At 69.5% G+C, this 21,711-nt stretch carries 21 protein-coding genes; all 21 read left to right on the top strand.

Going from position 1 to position 21,711, the window contains the following annotated elements; genetic code table 11:
• Positions 1-262 precede the first annotated feature (262 nt).
• The 21 genes from rplJ to rplN all read left to right on the top strand — a co-directional run bounded on the left by rplJ (position 263) and on the right by rplN (position 21,711).
• The gene (rplJ, locus tag K5O09_RS14975) at positions 263-793 is read left to right on the top strand and encodes a 50S ribosomal protein L10 (RefSeq protein WP_222170256.1); all 531 of its coding nucleotides are present in this window, start codon (positions 263-265) and stop codon (positions 791-793) included.
• 80 nt (positions 794-873) lie between these two features.
• Complete coding sequence (rplL, locus tag K5O09_RS14970; protein WP_146840772.1) at positions 874-1,269, top strand: 50S ribosomal protein L7/L12; 396 nt, start codon at positions 874-876, stop codon at positions 1,267-1,269.
• Between the two features lie 675 nt (positions 1,270-1,944).
• Positions 1,945-5,451 (top strand): DNA-directed RNA polymerase subunit beta, encoded by a 3,507-nt coding sequence (gene rpoB / locus K5O09_RS14965; RefSeq protein WP_222170255.1) that lies wholly within the window; start codon positions 1,945-1,947, stop codon positions 5,449-5,451.
• A 121-nt stretch (positions 5,452-5,572) separates the two neighbouring features.
• Positions 5,573-9,439 (top strand): DNA-directed RNA polymerase subunit beta', encoded by a 3,867-nt coding sequence (locus tag K5O09_RS14960; RefSeq protein WP_222170254.1) that lies wholly within the window; start codon positions 5,573-5,575, stop codon positions 9,437-9,439.
• 441 nt (positions 9,440-9,880) lie between these two features.
• Positions 9,881-10,249 carry a 30S ribosomal protein S12 gene (rpsL, locus tag K5O09_RS14955; RefSeq protein ID WP_147794366.1) on the top strand — a complete coding sequence of 123 codons (369 nt, stop codon included), beginning with the start codon at positions 9,881-9,883 and terminating at the stop codon, positions 10,247-10,249.
• A gap of 4 nt (positions 10,250-10,253) precedes the next feature.
• Complete coding sequence (gene rpsG, locus K5O09_RS14950; RefSeq protein ID WP_222170253.1) at positions 10,254-10,724, top strand: 30S ribosomal protein S7; 471 nt, start codon at positions 10,254-10,256, stop codon at positions 10,722-10,724.
• A 42-nt stretch (positions 10,725-10,766) separates the two neighbouring features.
• Positions 10,767-12,884 carry an elongation factor G gene (fusA, locus tag K5O09_RS14945; protein ID WP_304518592.1) on the top strand — a complete coding sequence of 706 codons (2,118 nt, stop codon included), beginning with the start codon at positions 10,767-10,769 and terminating at the stop codon, positions 12,882-12,884.
• 119 nt (positions 12,885-13,003) lie between these two features.
• The gene (tuf, locus tag K5O09_RS14940; protein ID WP_222170252.1) at positions 13,004-14,194 is read left to right on the top strand and encodes an elongation factor Tu; all 1,191 of its coding nucleotides are present in this window, start codon (positions 13,004-13,006) and stop codon (positions 14,192-14,194) included.
• Positions 14,195-14,487: 293 nt separating this feature from the next.
• Positions 14,488-15,441 (top strand): hypothetical protein, encoded by a 954-nt coding sequence (locus K5O09_RS14935; RefSeq protein WP_222170251.1) that lies wholly within the window; start codon positions 14,488-14,490, stop codon positions 15,439-15,441.
• A 449-nt stretch (positions 15,442-15,890) separates the two neighbouring features.
• Complete coding sequence (gene rpsJ / locus K5O09_RS14930; protein ID WP_012867945.1) at positions 15,891-16,199, top strand: 30S ribosomal protein S10; 309 nt, start codon at positions 15,891-15,893, stop codon at positions 16,197-16,199.
• Positions 16,200-16,221: 22 nt separating this feature from the next.
• Positions 16,222-16,881 (top strand): 50S ribosomal protein L3, encoded by a 660-nt coding sequence (gene rplC, locus K5O09_RS14925; protein ID WP_222170250.1) that lies wholly within the window; start codon positions 16,222-16,224, stop codon positions 16,879-16,881.
• Positions 16,882-16,886: 5 nt separating this feature from the next.
• Positions 16,887-17,579 carry a 50S ribosomal protein L4 gene (rplD, locus tag K5O09_RS14920; protein ID WP_222172829.1) on the top strand — a complete coding sequence of 231 codons (693 nt, stop codon included), beginning with the start codon at positions 16,887-16,889 and terminating at the stop codon, positions 17,577-17,579.
• Complete coding sequence (rplW, locus tag K5O09_RS14915; RefSeq protein WP_222170249.1) at positions 17,576-17,878, top strand: 50S ribosomal protein L23; 303 nt, start codon at positions 17,576-17,578, stop codon at positions 17,876-17,878. Before rplD ends, rplW begins: the two co-directional genes overlap by 4 nt.
• A gap of 33 nt (positions 17,879-17,911) precedes the next feature.
• A complete protein-coding gene (gene rplB / locus K5O09_RS14910) occupies positions 17,912-18,748 on the top strand; it encodes a 50S ribosomal protein L2 (RefSeq protein ID WP_222170248.1) in 837 nt (278 codons plus the stop codon).
• Positions 18,749-18,763: 15 nt separating this feature from the next.
• Positions 18,764-19,045, top strand: a complete 282-nt coding sequence (gene rpsS, locus K5O09_RS14905) for a 30S ribosomal protein S19 (protein WP_146838615.1) — start codon at positions 18,764-18,766, stop codon at positions 19,043-19,045.
• A 56-nt stretch (positions 19,046-19,101) separates the two neighbouring features.
• Entirely contained in the window at positions 19,102-19,467 is a 366-nt protein-coding gene (gene rplV, locus K5O09_RS14900) for a 50S ribosomal protein L22 (RefSeq protein ID WP_146838613.1), read from the top strand.
• Position 19,468: 1 nt separating this feature from the next.
• Positions 19,469-20,302, top strand: coding sequence for a 30S ribosomal protein S3 (gene rpsC / locus K5O09_RS14895; protein ID WP_222170247.1), 834 nt, complete (start codon positions 19,469-19,471; stop codon positions 20,300-20,302).
• Positions 20,303-20,305: 3 nt separating this feature from the next.
• On the top strand, positions 20,306-20,722 hold the full coding sequence (gene rplP, locus K5O09_RS14890; protein WP_154728249.1) for a 50S ribosomal protein L16: 417 nt from the start codon (positions 20,306-20,308) through the stop codon (positions 20,720-20,722).
• A gap of 1 nt (position 20,723) precedes the next feature.
• Entirely contained in the window at positions 20,724-20,963 is a 240-nt protein-coding gene (gene rpmC / locus K5O09_RS14885) for a 50S ribosomal protein L29 (RefSeq protein ID WP_109130752.1), read from the top strand.
• A gap of 7 nt (positions 20,964-20,970) precedes the next feature.
• Entirely contained in the window at positions 20,971-21,264 is a 294-nt protein-coding gene (gene rpsQ, locus K5O09_RS14880) for a 30S ribosomal protein S17 (RefSeq protein ID WP_222170246.1), read from the top strand.
• 78 nt (positions 21,265-21,342) lie between these two features.
• The gene (gene rplN / locus K5O09_RS14875) at positions 21,343-21,711 is read left to right on the top strand and encodes a 50S ribosomal protein L14 (RefSeq protein ID WP_146838605.1); all 369 of its coding nucleotides are present in this window, start codon (positions 21,343-21,345) and stop codon (positions 21,709-21,711) included.

Below are 21,711 nucleotides of genomic sequence, written 5' to 3'. Positions count from 1 at the left end.
CGACGGATTTGGGAGCGACGCCGTCGTGCCGTAGTCTTGTCGCTGCCCAAGACCGCAGGTCGTCGGCTCCCGTGCTCCTCCCGCTTCCGCGGGGCGTGCTCGGAGCCGCCCGAAGTCCCGCTCCGGCGGAGGCCCGCGCAGGCGAGGATTCGATGGTCGTGCGTGCGAGCGCGCGAGATGCGAGCCCCGGCCTGCGCCGGGGCTCTTCCTCTGTGCGGGGTCGAGGACGACGCCCGGCGGCACCACCATCGGAAGGATTGCCATGGCGAGGCCGGACAAGGCAGCCGCCGTCGCGGAGATCGCGGAGCTGTTCCGCGGGTCCAACGCGGCCGTGCTGACCGAGTACCGCGGGCTCACCGTCAAGCAGCTCAAGACGCTGCGGCGGTCGCTCAGCGGCAACGCGAACTACGCCGTGGTGAAGAACACGCTGACCGCGATCGCGGCCAAGGAAGCCGGCATCGACGGCATCGACGACGCGCTCCAGGGCCCGTCCGCGATCGCCTTCGTCACCGGTGACCCGGTCGAGGCGGCCAAGGGTCTGCGTGACTTCGCCAAGGCGAACCCCGCACTGGTCATCAAGGGCGGTGTCCTCGACGGGCGCGCCCTGACCGCTGCGGAGGTCACCACGCTCGCGGACCTCGAGTCCCGCGAGGTCCTGCTGGCCAAGGCGGCCGGTGCGATGAAGGCCAAGCTGTTCCAGGCGGCTTACCTCTTCACCGCTCCCGCTGCGCAGGCCGTGCGCACCGTCGAGGCACTCCGCGTCAAGCAGGAGTCCGTCGACACCGCTGCCTGAGCCACCAGGGCTTTCGGCGCTCACACCCTTCCTCGCCGGTCGACGTGACCGGTGAGGACCGAACGGAAGGAACCGCCATCATGGCGAAGCTCACCACCGACGAGCTCATCGAGCAGTTCAAGGGCCTCACCCTCATCGAGCTCTCCGAGTTCGTGAAGGCGTTCGAGGACGTCTTCGAGGTCACCGCCGCCGCCCCGGCCGCTGTCGCCGTGGCCGCCCCGGCCGCCGGCGGTGCCGGTGCCGACGCCGCCGCCGAGGAGGAGAAGGACGAGTTCGACGTCATCCTCGAGGCCGCCGGTGACAAGAAGATCCAGGTCATCAAGGAGGTGCGCGGCCTGACCTCTCTCGGTCTGAAGGAGGCCAAGGACCTCGTGGACGGCGCGCCGAAGCCGGTCCTGGAGAACGTCAACAAGGAGACCGCGGACAAGGCCAAGGCCGCCCTCGAGGGCGCCGGCGCCACCGTCACCCTCAAGTGACCCGCCCCGGCCGGCCGGCGCGCACGCGCTGACCGCCCGGACGCTCCGCGCGAAGGCCCGCACCCCCCGGGGTGCGGGCCTTCGCCGTCCCCGCACCCCCGCCCGCACCCCCGCACTCCCGCACCCCCGCATCCGCACCCCCACCCGCACCCCTCCGTTCGGAGGCTCCCAACGCGTTCGGAGGTAGGCGCGCGTCATCGTGGTGCTCCGCGGACCACCACGACCACCCGTCGGAGCCTCCGACGGTGCGAGTCCGCGGGCGGGGTGTGCGGGAGCGCGCCGGTCAGACGGGCGCGGACTGCGTGCGCCGGGTGACGGTGCGTTCGGAGGCTCCCAACGCGTTCGGAGGTGGGCGCGCGTCATCGTGGTGCTCCGCGGACCACCACGATCCTCCGTGGGAGCCTCCGAGGGCGCGGGAGGAGAGGGGAGGGGAAGAGGGGTGCGCGCCGGGTGAGGGGGCGCGGTGCGGCGGCGACGCCACGCCCATACCACGGACAGTGGACAGAGCGCCAGGTCTGTACTACGCTAGCGCTTTGCGCTGGCCTGTGCCCGCGATCCCGTATAACCCGCGCCCACCAGGCATCGTAGTACGCGATGCCCTGGGGGCCCGAGGCCGGGGGACCGCGAACCGCCGGGCCCGTCGCAGGGAACTCGATCTGCTGGGAAGGACCCCTCTTGGCTGCCTCGCGCACCTCCTCCGCACCGTCCGAAGCCATCGCGAACCGCACCGCATCCCGCCGCCTCTCCTTCGCCCGGATCGACGAGCCGCTGGAGGTCCCGGACCTCCTCGGGCTCCAGACCGAGAGCTTCGACTGGCTGCTCGGCAACGAGAAGTGGCAGGCCCGGGTCGCCGCCGCTCTCGAGGCCGGCCGCACCGACGTCCCGGAGACCGCCGGTCTCGAGGAGATCTTCGAGGAGATCTCCCCGATCGAGGACTTCGGCGGCACCATGTCGCTGTCGTTCCGCGAGCACCGCTTCGAGCCGCCGAAGTACACGGCCGACGAGTGCAAGGAGAAGGACTTCACCTACGCGGCCCCGCTGTTCGTCACGGCGGAGTTCGTCAACTACACCACCGGTGAGATCAAGAGCCAGACCGTCTTCATGGGCGACTTCCCGCTCATGAGCGAGCGCGGCACGTTCATCATCAACGGCACCGAGCGCGTCGTCGTGTCGCAGCTCGTGCGGTCGCCGGGCGTGTACTTCGAGCGCGCCGCCGACAAGACGTCCGACAAGGACATCTTCACCGTCAAGATCATCCCGAGCCGTGGTGCGTGGCTCGAGTTCGAGATCGACAAGCGCGACAACGTCGGCGTCCGCGTCGACCGCAAGCGCAAGCAGAACGCCACGGTGCTGCTCAAGGCGCTCGGCATGACGGAGTCGGAGATCCGCGAGGAGTTCGCGCAGTTCCCGGCCGTCATCGACACCCTGGAGAAGGACCACGTCCAGACCCAGGACGAGGCGCTCCTCGACCTGTACCGCAAGATCCGCCCGGGTGAGCCGCCCACCGTCGAGGCCGGTCGCGCGCTGATCGAGAACTTCTACTTCAACCCCAAGCGCTACGACCTGGCGAAGGTCGGCCGCTACAAGCTGAACAAGAAGCTCGGCATCGACGTGCCGCTCGCCGACTCGGTGCTGTCGAAGGACGACATCGTCGCGGCGATCAAGTACATGGCCGCGCTGCACGCCGACGTGGCGACCCTGCCGGGCCGCCGGGGCGGCGAGGCGATCGAGGTCCGCGTCGAGACCGACGACATCGACCACTTCGGCAACCGCCGCATCCGCGCGGTCGGCGAGCTCATCCAGAACCAGGTCCGCACGGGCCTGTCCCGGATGGAGCGCGTCGTGCGCGAGCGCATGACGACGCAGGACGTCGAGGCGATCACGCCGCAGACCCTGATCAACATCCGCCCGGTGGTGGCGTCGATCAAGGAGTTCTTCGGCACCTCGCAGCTGTCGCAGTTCATGGACCAGAACAACCCGCTCGCGGGCCTGACGCACAAGCGTCGTCTGTCCGCGCTGGGCCCGGGTGGTCTGTCCCGCGACCGCGCCGGCATGGAGGTCCGTGACGTCCACCCGTCGCACTACGGCCGCATGTGCCCGATCGAGACCCCTGAGGGCCCGAACATCGGCCTCATCGGCTCGCTCGCGACGTTCGGGCGCATCAACCCGTTCGGCTTCGTCGAGACGCCCTACCGCAAGGTGGAGTTCGGCCGCGTGACGGACGAGGTGCACTACCTCACCGCCGACGACGAGGACCGCTACGTCATCGCCCAGGCCAACGCGGTCGTGGACGCCGACGGCAAGTTCGCCGACGAGACCGTCCTGGTCCGCGTCAAGGGCGGCGACACCGAGGACGTCCCGGCCGAGACGGTCGACTACATGGACGTCTCGCCGCGCCAGATGGTGTCGGTCGCGACGGCCCTCATCCCGTTCCTCGAGCACGACGACGCGAACCGCGCCCTCATGGGTGCGAACATGCAGCGCCAGGCCGTGCCGCTGGTCCGCTCCGAGGCGCCGCTGGTCGGCACCGGCATGGAGTGGCGCGCGGCGGTCGACGGCGGCGACCTCATCGTCGCGAGCAAGGCCGGTGTGGTCACCGAGGTGTCGGCGGACCTCATCACGGTCGCGAACGACGACGCCACGACGACCACCTACCGCGTCGCGAAGTTCCGTCGCGCGAACCAGGGCACGAGCTACAACCAGCGCGTGCTGGTCGACGCCGGCCAGCGGGTCGAGGTCGGCTCCGTGCTGGCCGACGGCCCGGCGTCCGACGAGGGCGAGCTGTCCCTCGGCCGGAACCTGCTGGTCGCGTTCATGTCGTGGGAGGGCCACAACTACGAGGACGCGATCATCCTGTCGCAGCGCCTCGTGCAGGACGACGTGCTGTCCTCGATCCACATCGAGGAGCACGAGGTCGACGCGCGCGACACCAAGCTCGGCCCGGAGGAGATCACGCGGGACATCCCGAACGTCTCCGAGGACGTGCTGGCGGACCTCGACGAGCGCGGCATCATCCGCATCGGCGCCGAGGTCTCCGCGGGCGACGTGCTCGTCGGCAAGGTCACCCCGAAGGGCGAGACCGAGCTCACCCCGGAGGAGCGCCTGCTGCGCGCGATCTTCGGCGAGAAGGCCCGTGAGGTCCGCGACACGTCGCTGAAGGTCCCGCACGGCGAGTCCGGCACGGTCATCGAGGTGCGCACGTTCAACCGCGAGGACGGCGACGAGCTGCCCGCCGGCGTGAACGAGCTGGTCCGGGTGTACATCGCCCAGCGCCGCAAGATCACGGACGGCGACAAGCTCGCCGGCCGTCACGGCAACAAGGGCGTCATCTCGAAGATCCTGCCCGTCGAGGACATGCCGTTCCTCCCGGACGGCACCCCGGTGGACATCGTCCTGAACCCGATGGGTGTCCCCGGCCGCATGAACGTCGGCCAGGTGCTGGAGGTCCACCTCGGGTGGATCGCCAAGCAGGGCTGGGACGTGAAGCTGGCCGAGGGCGACCTGTCGTGGGTCGACGAGGTCCCCGAGATCGCGAAGTCCTCGGAGCCGGGCACCCCGGTCGCCACGCCCGTGTTCGACGGCGTGCCGGAGGAGACCCTGACGGGTCTGCTCGGCGCGACGCTGCCGAACCGCGACGGCGAGCGGATGGTCGGCGTGGACGGCAAGGCGCGGCTGTTCGACGGCCGTTCCGGTGAGCCGTTCCCGGACCCGGTGTCCGTCGGCTACATGTACATCCTCAAGCTGCACCACCTGGTGGACGACAAGATCCACGCCCGGTCGACCGGCCCGTACTCGATGATCACGCAGCAGCCGCTGGGTGGTAAGGCGCAGTTCGGCGGCCAGCGCTTCGGCGAGATGGAGGTGTGGGCCCTCGAGGCGTACGGCGCGGCCTACACGCTGCAGGAGCTCCTGACCATCAAGTCGGACGACATCCCGGGCCGCGTGAAGGTGTACGAGGCCATCGTCAAGGGCGAGAACATCCCCGACTCGGGCATCCCGGAGTCCTTCAAGGTGCTCCTCAAGGAGATGCAGTCGCTCTGCCTGAACGTCGAGGTGCTGTCGTCCGACGGCGTCTCGATCGACATGCGCGAGAACGACGACGAGGTGTACCGCGCCGCCGAGGAGCTGGGCATCGACCTGTCCCGGCGCCCGAACGCCGCGAGCAGCATCGACGAGATCTGACGCCGAGCGTCCGCCGGCCCCTGGGCGACCAGGGGCCGGCGGGCCGCCCGCACCCCTTGCACCATTCCGTCCGCCGGACCGCGACCACCGCGGGGCCGGCAAGCGAAGGAAGTAGGACCCCTTGCTCGACGTCAACGTCTTCGACGAGCTGCGCATCGGCCTGGCCACGGCCGACGACATCCGTGCCTGGTCGCACGGCGAGGTGAAGAAGCCCGAGACCATCAACTACCGGACCCTGAAGCCGGAGAAGGACGGGCTCTTCTGCGAGAAGATCTTCGGTCCCACCCGGGACTGGGAGTGCTACTGCGGCAAGTACAAGCGCGTGCGCTTCAAGGGCATCATCTGCGAGCGCTGCGGCGTCGAGGTGACCCGCTCGAAGGTCCGCCGTGAGCGCATGGGCCACATCGAGCTGGCCGCGCCCGTCACGCACATCTGGTTCTTCAAGGGCGTGCCCTCGCGCCTCGGCTACCTGCTGGACCTGGCGCCGAAGGACCTGGAGAAGGTCATCTACTTCGCGGCCTACATGATCACGTGGGTCGACGAGGAGGGCCGTCACGAGGACCTCCCGAACCTCCAGAACGAGATCGACCTGGAGAAGAAGGAGATCGCGGACCGCCGCGACAACGACATCAACACCCGCGCGCAGAAGCTCGAGGCCGACCTGGCCGAGCTCGAGGCCGAGGGTGCGAAGGCGGACGCCCGCCGCAAGGTGCGCGACTCCGCGGACCGCGAGATGGCGCAGATCCGCAAGCGCGCGGACGCCGAGATCGAGCGGCTCGACACCATCTGGGACAAGTTCAAGAACCTCAAGGTCGCGGACCTCGAGGGCGACGAGCTGCTGTACCGCCAGCTCCAGGACCGCTACGGCAACTACTTCGAGGGCTCGATGGGCGCCGCGGCGATCCAGAAGCGCCTCGAGGCGTTCGACCTGGACGCCGAGGCCGAGTCGCTGCGCGAGATCATCCGCACCGGCAAGGGTCAGCGGAAGACCCGCGCGCTCAAGCGCCTCAAGGTCGTCAACGCGTTCCTCACCACGACGAACTCGCCGACCGGCATGGTGCTGGACGCCGTCCCGGTCATCCCGCCGGACCTGCGCCCGATGGTGCAGCTCGACGGCGGCCGGTTCGCCACGTCGGACCTGAACGACCTGTACCGCCGCGTCATCAACCGGAACAACCGCCTCAAGCGGCTCCTGGACCTGGGCGCGCCGGAGATCATCGTCAACAACGAGAAGCGGATGCTCCAGGAGGCCGTGGACTCGCTGTTCGACAACGGCCGCCGCGGCCGCCCGGTCACGGGCCCCGGCAACCGCCCGCTGAAGTCGATCTCCGACATGCTCAAGGGCAAGCAGGGCCGGTTCCGCCAGAACCTGCTCGGCAAGCGCGTCGACTACTCGGGCCGTTCGGTCATCGTCGTCGGCCCGCAGCTCAAGCTGCACCAGTGCGGTCTGCCCAAGCAGATGGCGCTCGAGCTGTTCAAGCCGTTCGTGATGAAGCGCCTGGTCGACCTGAACCACGCGCAGAACATCAAGTCGGCGAAGCGCATGGTCGAGCGCGCGCGCCCGGTCGTGTGGGACGTGCTCGAGGAGGTCATCACCGAGCACCCGGTGCTGCTGAACCGTGCGCCCACGCTGCACCGCCTGGGCATCCAGGCGTTCGAGCCGCAGCTCGTCGAGGGCAAGGCGATCCACCTGCACCCGCTCGTCTGCGGCGCGTTCAACGCCGACTTCGACGGTGACCAGATGGCCGTCCACCTGCCCCTGAGCGCGGAGGCGCAGGCCGAGGCCCGCATCCTCATGCTCTCGAGCAACAACATCCTGAAGCCGTCCGACGGCCGCCCCGTGACCATGCCCTCGCAGGACATGATCATCGGCCTGTTCCACCTGACCTCCGACAAGGAGGAGCCGGTGGGTGCCGGTCGGTCGTTCAGCTCGGTCGCCGAGGCGATCATGGCGTTCGACCAGGGTTCGCTGGACCTCAACGCGGTCGTGCGGATCCGGATGGACGGCCTGGTGTTCGCGCCGGGTGCCGAGCCCGAGGGCTTCGTCGCGGACCAGCCGTTCCTGTTCGAGACGACGCTGGGCCGGGCGCTGTTCAACGAGCTGCTGCCCGTCGACTACCCGTACGAGAACGGCGTGGTCGACAAGAAGCGGCTGTCCGTGATCGTCAACGACCTGGCGGAGCGGTACCCGAAGGTCGAGGTCGCCGCGTCGCTGGACGCCCTGAAGGAGGCCGGCTTCCGCTGGGCCACCCGCTCGGGCGTGACGATCGCCATCTCGGACGTCGCGGCGCCGACGGCCAAGGCGGAGATCCTCACGGAGCACGAGGCGCGTGCGGCGAAGGTGCAGGGCCAGTACGACAAGGGCCTCATCACCGACGACGAGCGTCGCCAGGAGCTCATCGAGATCTGGACGCAGGCCACCGACAAGGTCGCCAAGGCCATGCAGGAGAACTTCTCCGCCCGGAACACCGTGTTCCGCATGGTCGGCTCGGGTGCGCGTGGTAACTGGATGCAGGTCCGTCAGATCGCCGGTATGCGCGGCCTCGTGGCGAACCCGAAGGGCGAGATCATCCCCCGCCCGATCAAGTCCAACTACCGCGAGGGCCTGTCGGTCCTGGAGTACTTCATCGCGACGCACGGCGCCCGCAAGGGTCTGGCGGACACCGCGCTGCGGACCGCCGACTCGGGCTACCTGACCCGTCGTCTGGTGGACGTCTCCCAGGACGTCATCGTCCGCGAGGACGACTGCGGCACCGAGCGCGGCCTCACGCTGCCGATCGCCGTCGAGCTCGGCGGCTCGTTCCGCCGGCACGACAAGGTGGAGACCAGCGTGTACGCCCGGACCCTCGCGGTCGACGTCGAGATCGACGGCGAGGTCGTGGGCCGTGCGGGCGAGGACGTCGGCGACGTGCTGCTGGACCGCCTCGTGGCGGCCGGCGTCACCGAGCTGAAGGTCCGCTCCGTGCTGACCTGCGAGTCGCGCGTCGGCACCTGCGCGAAGTGCTACGGCCGCTCGCTGGCCACCGGCAAGCTCGTCGACATCGGCGAGGCCGTCGGCATCATCGCGGCGCAGTCGATCGGTGAGCCCGGCACCCAGCTGACGATGCGGACGTTCCACACCGGTGGTGTGGCCTCCGCGGAGGACATCACGCAGGGTCTGCCGCGTGTCCAGGAGCTCTTCGAGGCCCGCACCCCCAAGGGTGAGAGCCCCATCGCGGAGTTCTCGGGCCGCATCACCATCGACGAGGCCGACCGCACCCGCCGCATCGTCCTCACCCCGGACGACGGCTCCGAGGAGATCGCCTACCCGATCACCAAGCGCTCGCGCCTGCTGGTCTCGGACGGCGACCACGTCGAGGTCGGCACCCAGCTCGTCCAGGGCGCCGTGGACCCGAAGAAGGTCCTGCGCATCCTCGGCCCGCGTGCGACGCAGAAGCACCTGGTCGACGAGGTGCAGGAGGTCTACAACTCCCAGGGTGTGGACATCCACGACAAGCACATCGAGGTCATCGTGCGGCAGATGCTGCGGCGCGTGACCGTGCTCGACTCGGGTGACACGGACCTGCTGCCGGGTGAGCTGGCCGAGCGCGGCCGGTTCGAGGACGCGAACCGCCGGGCGGTCGCCGAGGGCGGTCAGCCGGCCTCGGGTCGTCCGGAGCTGATGGGCATCACGAAGGCGTCGCTCGCGACGGACTCGTGGCTGTCGGCGGCGTCCTTCCAGGAGACGACGCGCGTCCTCACCGAGGCCGCGATGTCGGGCCGTTCCGACCCGCTGCTGGGCCTGAAGGAGAACGTCATCCTCGGCAAGCTGATCCCCGCCGGCACCGGCCTGCCCCGGTACCACGAGGTGACGGTCGAGCCGACCGAGGAGGCGAAGGCCGAGCTGTACCCGTCCTTCGGCTACGACGAGATCGACTTCCCCGCCCTGGGCCTCGGCTCGGGCGAGGCGATCCCGCTCGAGGACATCGACTTCGGCGACTTCCGCTGACGTCACGCCGGTCCGAGGGGGTCCGTCGCGCGCACGCGCGGCGGGCCCCCTCGGCCGTCCCGGCCACGGGGCCGGACGGCCCGGGGAACACCGGCCGGGGGAGCGGTGTTGGACCCGTCGTGACCCGCCTGGGGACCACCACCACCTGCTTTGACGGTGCGTGGACCGGCGAGTAACGTTGGACACCGTGCCCGCGCCGTCGGGCTCTCGCGCGCGCTCATCCCGTGAGCGCAGGGTGGCCGCCCCCACCGCACCTCGACCCCGGAGACCCGGGACCGGTGTGCGGAGCAGGACGGGGACGACACGCCCGGGCGCGGGGGTCGGTTCGGGACGCAAGACCAGCGGGGTAGTCGCGCGACGGGCGACGATCCGCACACGATGCCGGCCGTCCAGGGTGACGGGTGCCGGTCAGACCAGACCATCCGAACAGACGGAGACGTAGTGCCTACGATCCAGCAGCTGGTCCGCAAGGGCCGGCAGGCGAAGACGAACAAGTCGAAGACGCCTGCCCTCAAGGGCAGCCCGCAGCGCCGCGGTGTCTGCACCCGCGTGTACACGACCACCCCGAAGAAGCCGAACTCGGCTCTGCGGAAGGTCGCGCGCGTCAAGCTCTCCTCGGGCATCGAGGTGACGGCGTACATCCCCGGCGAGGGGCACAACCTGCAGGAGCACTCGATCGTGCTCGTGCGCGGCGGCCGAGTGAAGGACCTCCCCGGCGTCCGCTACAAGATCATCCGTGGCGCGCTGGACACCCAGGGCGTGAAGAACCGTAAGCAGGCGCGCAGCCGCTACGGCGCGAAGAAGGGCTGAACCGATGCCTCGCAAGGGTCCGGCCCCTCGTCGGCCGCTCATCGTCGACCCGGTCTACGGATCGCCGGTCGTCACCCAGCTGATCAACAAGGTCCTGCTCGACGGCAAGAAGTCCGTCGCCGAGGCCATCGTGTACGGCGCCCTCGAGGGCGTCCGCGAGAAGACGCAGAGCGACCCGGTGGTCGTCCTCAAGCGCGCGCTGGACAACGTCCGCCCGTCGCTCGAGGTCCGCTCCCGCCGCGTCGGTGGCGCGACCTACCAGGTCCCGGTCGAGGTCCGCCCCGTCCGCCAGACCACTCTCGCGCTGCGCTGGCTCACGGACTACTCCCGCGCCCGTCGCGAGAAGACCATGACCGAGCGCCTCATGAACGAGATCCTCGACGCCAGCAACGGCCTGGGCGCAGCGGTCAAGCGCCGCGAGGACATGCACAAGATGGCCGAGTCCAACAAGGCGTTCGCCCACTACCGCTGGTGACCCCAGCAGTAGCGCGGACCCCACTACCGAGGGGCTGAACCTGTGGCACTGGACGTGCTCACGGACCTGAACAAGGTCCGGAACATCGGCATCATGGCGCACATCGATGCCGGGAAGACCACGACGACCGAGCGGATCCTGTACTACACGGGCGTCAACTACAAGATCGGCGAGACCCACGACGGTGCGTCGACCACGGACTGGATGGAGCAGGAGCAGGAGCGTGGCATCACGATCACGTCCGCTGCTGTGACCGCCTTCTGGAACAAGGGCAAGCCGAACGAGACGCAGATCAACGTCATCGACACGCCCGGTCACGTCGACTTCACCGTCGAGGTGGAGCGCTCGCTGCGCGTGCTCGACGGCGCGGTCGCGGTGTTCGACGGCAAGGAGGGCGTGGAGCCCCAGTCGGAGACCGTGTGGCGCCAGGCCGACAAGTACGAGGTCCCCCGCATCTGCTTCGTCAACAAGATGGACAAGCTGGGCGCGGACTTCTACTTCACGGTCGACACCATCGTGAACCGCCTCAAGGCCAAGCCGCTGGTCATCCAGCTGCCGATCGGCGCCGAGAACGACTTCGTCGGCGTCGTGGACCTGGTCGAGATGCGCGCGCTCGTGTGGCGCGGCGAGACCGAGATGGGCGCGAAGTACGAGATCGAGGGGATCCCCGCCGACCTCCAGGAGCGGGCCGAGCAGTTCCGCAGCGAGCTGCTCGAGGCCGTCGCCGAGACCGACGACGACCTGCTCGAGAAGTTCCTGGGCGGTGAGGAGCTGACGGTCGCCGAGATCAAGGCCGGCATCCGCAAGCTCACCATCTCCGGCGAGGCGTTCCCGGTCCTGTGCGGATCGGCGTTCAAGAACAAGGGCGTCCAGCCCATGCTCGACGCCGTCGTCGACTACCTCCCGTCGCCCCTCGACGTCCCGGCCATCCAGGGCCACGACGTCAAGGACCCGGAGGTCGTCATCGAGCGGCACCCGGACGCCGACGAGCCGTTCTCGGCCCTGGCGTTCAAGATCGCCGCGCACCCGTTCTTCGGCAAGCTCACCTTCATCCGCGTGTACTCGGGGAAGGTCGTGCAGGGCGCCCAGGTCATGAACTCGACCAAGGGCAAGAAGGAGCGCATCGGGAAGATCTTCCAGATGCACGCCAACAAGGAGAACCCTGTCGACGAGGCCACGGCCGGCCACATCTACGCGTTCATCGGCCTCAAGGACGTCACCACCGGTGACACCCTGTCGGACATGAGCTCGCAGGTCATCCTCGAGTCGATGACGTTCCCCGAGCCGGTCATCGACGTGGCCATCGAGCCCAAGACGAAGGCCGACCAGGAGAAGCTCTCCACGGCGATCCAGAAGCTCGCCGAGGAGGACCCGACCTTCCGCGTCCGCCTGGACGAGGAGACCGGCCAGACCGTCATCGGCGGCATGGGCGAGCTCCACCTCGACATCCTCGTCGACCGCATGCGTCGCGAGTTCAAGGTCGAGGCGAACGTCGGCAAGCCGCAGGTGGCGTACCGCGAGACGATCCGCCGCACGGTGGAGAAGATCGACTACACGCACAAGAAGCAGACGGGTGGCTCCGGCCAGTTCGCCAAGGTCCAGATGACCTTCGAGCCGCTGGTCTCCGAGGACGGCGCGACGTACGAGTTCGTCAACGCCGTCACCGGTGGTCGCGTCCCGCGCGAGTACATCCCGTCGGTCGACCAGGGCATCCAGAGCGCGATGCAGCTCGGCGTGCTGGCGGGCTTCCCGCTGGTCGGCATCAAGGCGACGCTCCTCGACGGGGCGGCGCACGACGTCGACTCGTCCGAGATGGCGTTCAAGATCGCGGGCTCGATGGTCCTCAAGGAGGCCGTCCGCAAGGCGGACCCGGTCCTCCTCGAGCCCGTCATGGCCGTCGAGGTGCGCACGCCCGAGGACTACATGGGCGACGTCATCGGCGACATCAACTCGCGGCGCGGCATGATCCAGTCCATGGAGGACGCGACGGGCGTGAAGGTGATCCGCGCCCTGGTTCCTCTCTCCGAGATGTTCGGGTACGTCGGTGACCTGCGGTCGAAGACCCAGGGTCGTGCGGTGTACTCGATGCAGTTCGACAGCTACGCCGAGGTGCCTCGGAATGTTGCCGACGAGATCATCAAGAAGACCCGGGGCGAGTAGTCCCACAGGTCGAACCGAGTACGACCAATCAACCCGACCCGTAGGACCGCACGTCCGCGAGGGTGACCAGCCCCCGCATCGTTCGGCAATCTCTACACCAGAGTCCTGAGGAGGACCCAGTGGGCAAGGCGAAGTTCGAGCGGACCAAGCCGCACGTCAACATCGGGACCATCGGTCACGTCGACCACGGCAAGACGACGCTGACCGCTGCCATCTCGAAGGTGCTGCACGACAAGTACCCCGACCTGAACCCCTTCACGCCGTTCGACGAGATCGACAAGGCGCCGGAGGAGAAGCAGCGCGGTATCACCATCAACATCGCGCACGTCGAGTACCAGACGGAGAAGCGTCACTACGCTCACGTCGACGCGCCGGGTCACGCCGACTACATCAAGAACATGATCACGGGTGCGGCGCAGATGGACGGCGCCATCCTCGTGGTCGCCGCCACCGACGGCCCGATGGCCCAGACGCGTGAGCACGTCCTGCTCGCCCGTCAGGTCGGCGTGCCCTACCTGCTCGTGGCGCTCAACAAGTCCGACATGGTCGACGACGAGGAGATCCTCGAGCTCGTCGAGATGGAGGTCCGCGAGCTGCTGTCGTCGCAGGGCTTCGACGGCGACAACGCGCCCGTCATCCGCGTCTCCGGCCTGAAGGCCCTCGAGGGCGACCCGCAGTGGGTCAAGTCCGTCGAGGACCTGCTGGACGCCGTGGACGAGTCCGTGCCGGAGCCGGTGCGTGACATGGACAAGCCGTTCCTCATGCCGATCGAGGACGTCTTCACGATCACCGGTCGTGGCACCGTCGTCACCGGCAAGGTCGACCGCGGCAAGCTCGCGATCAACTCCGAGGTCGAGATCGTCGGCATCCGCCCGGCGCAGAAGACCACGGTCACCGGCATCGAGATGTTCCACAAGCAGATGGACGAGGCGTGGGCCGGCGAGAACTGCGGCCTCCTGCTCCGCGGCACCAAGCGCGAGGACGTCGAGCGCGGCCAGGTCGTCGTGAAGCCGGGCTCCATCACCCCGCACACCGAGTTCGAGGGCCAGGTCTACATCCTCGCCAAGGACGAGGGCGGGCGTCACAACCCGTTCTACTCGAACTACCGTCCGCAGTTCTACTTCCGGACGACCGACGTCACCGGCGTCATCACGCTGCCCGAGGGCACCGAGATGGTCATGCCGGGTGACAACACCGAGATCTCGGTGCAGCTGATCCAGCCCATCGCCATGGAGGAGGGCCTCGGCTTCGCCATCCGCGAGGGTGGCCGCACCGTCGGCTCGGGCCGCGTCACCAAGATCATCAAGTGATCTGACCCCTTCGGGGGACCAGCACCACTCGGGAAGGCCCGGGCGCTACGGCGCCCGGGCCTTCTCGCACCCCACCGCCGACCCCTCCCTCCCACCCACCCTCTCTCCCTCCCACCCCCCCGTTCGGAGGCTCCCAACGCGCTCGGAGGGCGCCGCGCGTCATCGTGGTGGTCCCCGGAGGTCTCCGATGACCCGTCGGAGGCTCCGACGGGATCGGCGGTGCGCGTCGCAGGTGTGGGAAGTGGGCTGTGGAGGGCGGCCGGTCGGGGGGCCGTGGCTGCGAGGGTGGGGCGGTGGACCGTCGAACCGTGCAGGTGCTGAGCGCTCTCGCCGCGCGTGACAGCGTGATCACGACCAGGGGCGCGGAGCTCGCCGGGGTGTCCGGGGACGAGCTGCGCGCGGCGTGCGCCCGCGGTGACCTCGTACGCGTGCGGGTGGACGCCTACACGACCGCGGAGCGGTGGGAGGGTCTCGGGGACGCGGAACGGCACCGGCTGCGGGTGCTCGCCGCAGCGCGCCGGCTGCGCCAGCCGGTGTTCACCCACGACTCCGCCGCGGCGCTCTGGCGGCTCCCGCGTGTCGGCCGGTGGCCGGAGTCGGTACACGTCTCGCTCCCGCACGGGGCCGGCAACCGGTCGTCCGCCGGCGTCCGGCGCCACGCGACGCCCGGACCGGTCGGCCACGTCGTGACGGTCGACGGCGTGCGGGTGACCGGGGTGGCGCGCACCGTCGTCGACGTCGCCCGCACCTGGGAGCTCGCGGCCGCACTCGCCGCGGCGGACCACGCCCTGCACCGCGGGTGGGCGACGTCGTCGCGGCTCGCGACCGAGCTCGAGGCGGCGGGCACCGGGCGGGGCGTGCGCCGCGCGCGCCGCGTGGTCGACGCGGCCTCCGCCCGGTCCGAGTCGGTCGGCGAGTCGCTGAGCCGCGCGCGGATGATCGAGCTCGGGCTGCCGCTGCCGGAGCTGCAGCACGCGGTGGAGGACGACGCCGGCGTCGTCGGCCGGGTCGACTTCTGGTGGCCGGAGCTCGGGCTCGTGGGGGAGTTCGACGGGCGGCTGAAGTACCGCGCCGGCGGCGTGTCGGACGGCCGGACGCCCGAGGACAGGGTCTGGGCGGAGAAGCGCCGCGAGGACCGCCTGCGCGCACTGGGTCTTCAGGTCGTGCGCTGGACCTGGGACACGGCGCTGGACCCGGACGCCCTCCGCGCCGTCCTCGCGGCGTCCGGCGTGCACCCGCGCACCTGACGGGACCGCCGTCGGAGGCTCCGACGTGTCATCGTGGTGCCCCGCGGACCACCACGATGACGCGCGGCACTCTCCGAACGCGTTCGGAGCCTCCGAGGGGAGCCGAGGGGGTGGGCGGCGGGTGTGCCGCGTGATCGTGCGGGTGTGACGGAGACCCGGTTGGACCTTTCGCGCCCCGGCTGGCACACTAGACAAGTTGCCCGACGACGGGGCTGCCTGCGCGCATGCGTGCGGAGCGCCCCGGACGAGTGGGCAGGGACGCGTTGCGAGTCCGAACGGAGCCCGGGGTCACCCGGCGCGGGACTCCATCACACCAACGACCTCGTCCCGGCCGGCGCGCGCCCCGCGTGCCGGAAGGGACCGGCGCAGAGGTACGTCGCGAAAAGCGACACGCCCGAGTGCGGGGGTCGGACACCAGGCAGTTCGAAGAGAGAGAAGTAGACGACGCCATGGCGGGACAGAAGATCCGCATCCGGCTCAAGTCCTACGACCACGAGGTCATCGACAGCTCGGCGCGCAAGATCGTCGACACGGTGACCCGCGCTGGTGCGACGGTCGTGGGTCCGGTGCCGCTGCCGACGGAGAAGAACGTCTTCTGCGTCATCCGGTCGCCTCACAAGTACAAGGACAGCCGCGAGCACTTCGAGATGCGCACGCACAAGCGGCTCATCGACATCATCGACCCCACGCCGAAGGCCGTCGACTCGCTCATGCGACTCGACCTGCCCGCGGACGTGAACATCGAGATCAAGCTCTGACGCTGGGAAGGAACTGATCTTCATGGTTACCCAGCAGAACGCGCGCCCCGTCACGGCGGTGCTCGGCACGAAGCTCGGTATGACGCAGGTCTGGGACGCCGATGGCCGTCTCGTCCCCGTCACCGTGGTCGAGGTCGGCACGAACGTCGTCACCCAGGTGCGCTCCGCTGAGGCCGACGGCTACGCCGCGGTGCAGCTGGCCTACGGCCAGGTGGACCCGCGCAAGGTCACGAAGCCGCTCAAGGGCCACTTCGAGAAGGCGGGGGTCACCCCCCGTCGGCACGTGGCCGAGATCCGCACGTCGGACGCCTCCGAGTTCACGCTCGGTCAGGAGATCACCGCGGCGGCCTTCGAGGCCGGTTCGCTGGTCGACGTGATCGGCACCACCAAGGGCAAGGGCACCGCCGGTGTCATGAAGCGCCACGGGTTCGCCGGTGTCTCCGCCTCGCACGGTTCGCACCGCAACCACCGCAAGCCGGGCTCGATCGGTGGGGCCTCGACCCCGTCGCGCGTGTTCAAGGGCCTGCGGATGGCCGGCCGGATGGGCAACGCCCGCCAGACCACCCAGAACCTGACCGTCCACGCGGTCGACGCCGAGAAGGGTCTGCTGCTGCTCAAGGGCGCGGTTCCTGGCCCGAAGCGGGGCGTCGTCGTCGTGCGTACCGCCGTGAAGGGGGCATGAGCCTCATGTCCGAGACGCTGACCGTCGACGTGCTCGACGCCCAGGGCAAGAAGGCCGGCACGGCCGACCTGCCCGGTGAGGTGTTCGACGCGCAGACGAACATCCCGCTGATCCACCAGGTCGTCGTCGCCCAGCTCGCCGCCGCGCGGCAGGGCACCCACGACACCAAGACCCGCGGCGAGGTCCGCGGTGGTGGCAAGAAGCCGTACAAGCAGAAGGGCACCGGCCGCGCCCGCCAGGGTTCGACCCGTGCGCCGCAGTTCGCCGGCGGTGGCACCGTCCACGGCCCGACCCCGCGCGACTACTCCCAGCGGACCCCGAAGAAGATGAAGGCCGCGGCGCTCCGCGGTGCTCTCTCGGACCGCGCCCGTGCCGGCCGCGTGCACGTGGTCACGGGCTTCGGCATCGACGAGGCCCCCTCGACCAAGGCCGCGCTGCAGGTCCTGGACACGCTGTCCGGCCGCAAGCACGTCCTCGTGGTCGTGGAGCGCGCGGACGAGCTGGCCTGGAAGTCGCTGCGCAACGTCGAGCGGGTCCACCTGCTCGTCGCCGACCAGCTCAACACCTACGACGTGCTCGTCTCCGACGACGTCGTGTTCACCCAGGGCGCGCTCGACACGTTCCTCGCCGGTCCCGTCAAGGGCCGCGGCGCGACCGCCGTCGCGACGTCGTCCGAGGCCGAGGAGGACGCCAAGTGACCACCGTCGCCAAGGACCCCCGCGACATCCTGATCGCGCCGGTCGTCTCCGAGAAGAGCTACGGGCTGCTCGACGAGGGCAAGTACACCTTCATCGTCGACCCGCGCGCCAACAAGACCGAGATCAAGATCGCCGTCGAGCAGGTCTTCTCGGTCAAGGTCGAGTCCGTGAACACGATCAACCGCAAGGGCAAGTCGCGGCGGACCAAGTTCGGGATGGGCAAGCGCAAGGACACGAAGCGCGCGATCGTCACCCTCCGCGAGGGCACGATCGACATCTTCGGCGGACCGGTCGGCTGACCGGGCCTGAGAGCAGATTGAGGACAGATCCCCATGGGAATCCGTAAGTACAAGCCGACGACGCCGGGCCGCCGCGGCGCGAGCGTCGCCGACTTCGTCGAGATCACGCGCTCGGAGCCGGAGAAGTCGCTGGTCCGTCCGCTGCACAAGACCGGTGGTCGCAACTCGACCGGCCGCGTCACGATGCGGCACCAGGGCGGCGGGCACAAGCGCGCCTACCGCGTGATCGACTTCCGTCGTCACGACAAGGACGGCGTGCCGGCCAAGGTCGCGCACATCGAGTACGACCCGAACCGCACGGCGCGCATCGCGCTGCTGCACTACGCGGACGGCGAGAAGCGCTACATCATCGCGCCGAACAAGCTGCGTCAGGGCGACGTCGTCGAGAACGGCGCCGGTGCCGACATCAAGCCGGGCAACAACCTGCCGCTGCGCAACATCCCGACCGGTACGGTCATCCACGCCATCGAGCTGAAGCCCGGTGGCGGCGCGAAGATCGCCCGCTCGGCCGGTGCGTCCGTGCAGCTCGTCGCGAAGGACGGCCCGTACGCGCAGCTGCGCATGCCGTCCGGCGAGATCCGGAACGTCGACCTGCGCTGCCGCGCCACGATCGGCGAGGTCGGCAACGCCGAGCAGTCGAACATCAACTGGGGCAAGGCCGGCCGCATGCGCTGGAAGGGCAAGCGCCCCTCGGTCCGCGGTGTCGCGATGAACCCGATCGACCACCCGCACGGTGGTGGTGAGGGCAAGACGTCCGGTGGTCGTCACCCGGTGAGCCCCTGGGGCCAGCCGGAGGGCCGCACGCGCCGTCCGAACAAGCCGAGCGACAAGCTCATCGTCCGTCGCCGCCGCACCGGCAAGAAGCGCTGATAGGGAGCCGGGAGAATGCCTCGCAGCCTGAAGAAGGGGCCCTTCGTCGACGGGCACCTGCAGAAGAAGGTCGACGCGCAGAACGCGGCCGGCACCAAGAACGTCATCAAGACCTGGTCGCGGCGCTCGATGATCACGCCCGACTTCCTGGGTCACACGTTCGCGGTGCACGACGGCCGCAAGCACACGCCGGTGTTCGTGACGGAGTCGATGGTCGGGCACAAGCTCGGCGAGTTCGCCCCGACGCGGACGTTCCGCGGCCACGAGAAGGACGACCGGAAGGGCCGTCGCCGCTGACCCGCGGGTCGGCGCAGCGACTGCCCTGACGGCAGAGACAAGAAGGCAGGACAGCAATGGAAGCCAAGGCGAAGGCGCGGTTCGTCCGCGTCACGCCCCAGAAGGCCCGGCGCGTCGTGGACCTCATCCGTGGCAAGCAGGCCGGCGAGGCCGTGTCGACGCTGAAGTTCGCGCCGCAGGCCGCGGGTGAGACGGTCCTCAAGGTCGTCGAGTCCGCGATCGCGAACGCCCGCGAGGGCGCCAAGCGTGCCGGTGAGCGCTTCGACGAGACCAACCTGTACGTCGCCGAGGCGTACGTCGACGAGGGTCCGACCCTCAAGCGGTTCCGCCCCCGGGCGCAGGGCCGCGCGAGCCAGATCCTCAAGCGCACGAGCCACATCACGGTGGTCGTCGCCGAGCGTGAGACGAAGGGAAGGGCCTGACGTGGGACAGAAGGTCAACCCGCTCGGGTACCGCCTGGGCATCACCACCGACCACCGGTCGCGCTGGTTCGCCGACTCGACCAAGCCGGGTCAGCGCTACCGCGACTACGTCCGCGAGGACGTGCAGATCCGCAAGCTCATGGGCACGGGCCTCGAGCGCGCGGGCATCGCCAAGGTGGAGATCGAGCGCACGCGTGACCGCGTCCGCGTCGACATCCACACGGCGCGCCCGGGCATCGTCATCGGTCGCCGCGGCGCCGAGGCGGACCGCATCCGCGGCGAGCTCGAGAAGCTCACGGGCAAGCAGGTCCAGCTGAACATCCTCGAGGTCAAGAACGCCGAGATCGAGGCCCAGCTGGTCGCCCAGGGCATCGCGGAGCAGCTCGCGTCGCGTGTGTCGTTCCGTCGTGCGATGCGCAAGGGCATGCAGTCCGCGCAGCGCGCCGGCGCCAAGGGCATCCGGGTGCAGGTCTCCGGCCGTCTCGGCGGCGCGGAGATGAGCCGCACGGAGTTCTACCGCGAGGGCCGGGTGCCCCTGCACACGCTCCGCGCGAACATCGACTACGGCTTCTTCGAGGCCCGCACGACCTTCGGCCGCATCGGCGTGAAGGTCTGGGTCTACAAGGGCGACATGACCGAGCGTGACTTCGCGCGCGAGCAGGCCACCCAGGCCCCGCGTCAGTCCCGCGGCCCCCGCGGGGACCGTGGCGACCGCGGTGACCGTGGCCCGCGCGGCGGTGGCCGTCGTCCGGAGCGCACCGAGGCCCCCGCGGCCGAGGCCGCCCCGGCCGCCGCTGCTGCCGAGTCGGCTCCTGAGACCGGAACGGAGGCCTGAGCCGTGCTGATCCCGCGCCGGCTGAAGCACCGCAAGCAGCACCACCCCGGGCGCTCCGGCGCCGCGACGGGTGGCACCTCGATCGCGTTCGGCGAGTACGGCATCCAGGCCCTCGAGCCCGCCTACGTGACGAACCGGCAGATCGAGGCTGCTCGTATCGCCATGACCCGCCACATCAAGCGTGGCGGCAAGGTCTGGATCAACATCTACCCGGACCGGCCGCTCACCAAGAAGCCCGCCGAGACCCGCATGGGTTCCGGTAAGGGCTCGCCCGAGTGGTGGATCGCCAACGTCAAGCCCGGCCGAGTGATGTTCGAGCTCGCCGGCGTCCCGGAGCCGCTGGCTCGCGAGGCCATGCGCCGCGCGCAGCACAAGCTCCCGATGAAGACCCGTTTCGTGGTTCGCGAGGGTGGTAACTGAGATGGCTATCGGCACCAAGGACCTGGCTCCCACCGAGCTGGACGCCTTCGACGACGAGCGTCTCGTGGCCGAGCTGAAGAAGGCCAAGGAGGAGCTGTTCAACCTGCGCTTCCAGTCGGCCACCGGTCAGCTCGAGAGCCACGGCCGCCTCAAGGCCGTGCGTCGTGACATCGCCCGGATCTACACGATCCTGCGCGAGCGCGAGCTCGGCATCCGGACCGCCCCGAGTGCGAGCGAGTGAGGACTCGATGAGCGAGAACAGCAACGAGACCACCACCGCGGTCGCGCAGGCGCGTCCCTACCGCAAGACGCGGCGCGGCTACGTGGTCAGCGACAAGATGCAGAAGACCGTCGTGGTCGAGGTCGAGGACCGGGTCAAGCACCCGCTCTACGGCAAGGTCATCCGGCGGACCAGCAAGGTCAAGGTCCACGACGAGGCCGGCACCGCCGGCGTCGGCGACCTGGTCGTCATCATGGAGACCCGCCCCCTGTCCGCGACCAAGCGGTGGCGCCTGGTGGAGATCCTCGAGAAGGCGAAGTAAGTCCGCCCTCCTCACCACATATCCGTTCGGCCAGGCTCGCCAGCGTGCGAGAACCGGCAGACGACAGGAGTTCTGTAGATGATTCAGCAGGAGTCGCGACTTCGGGTCGCCGACAACACGGGTGCGAAGGAGATCCTCTGCATCCGGGTTCTCGGCGGTTCCGGTCGTCGCTACGCCGGTATCGGTGACGTCATCGTCGCCACCGTCAAGGACGCGATCCCCGGCGGCAACGTCAAGAAGGGCGACGTCGTGAAGGCGGTCGTCGTGCGCACCCGCAAGGAGCGCCGGCGCGTCGACGGGTCCTACATCAAGTTCGACGAGAACGCCGCGGTGATCCTCAAGAACGACGGCGAGCCGCGCGGGACCCGCATCTTCGGCCCCGTGGGCCGCGAGCTGCGCGACAAGAAGTTCATGAAGATCATCTCGCTGGCTCCGGAGGTGCTCTGA

Origin of the sequence: Cellulomonas sp. C5510 (assembly GCF_019797765.1) — a bacterium.
Lineage (GTDB): Bacteria > Actinomycetota > Actinomycetes > Actinomycetales > Cellulomonadaceae > Cellulomonas.
The sequence above is the reverse complement of the archived record's forward strand: the minus strand, read 5'-3'. Positions and strand labels throughout refer to the sequence as shown.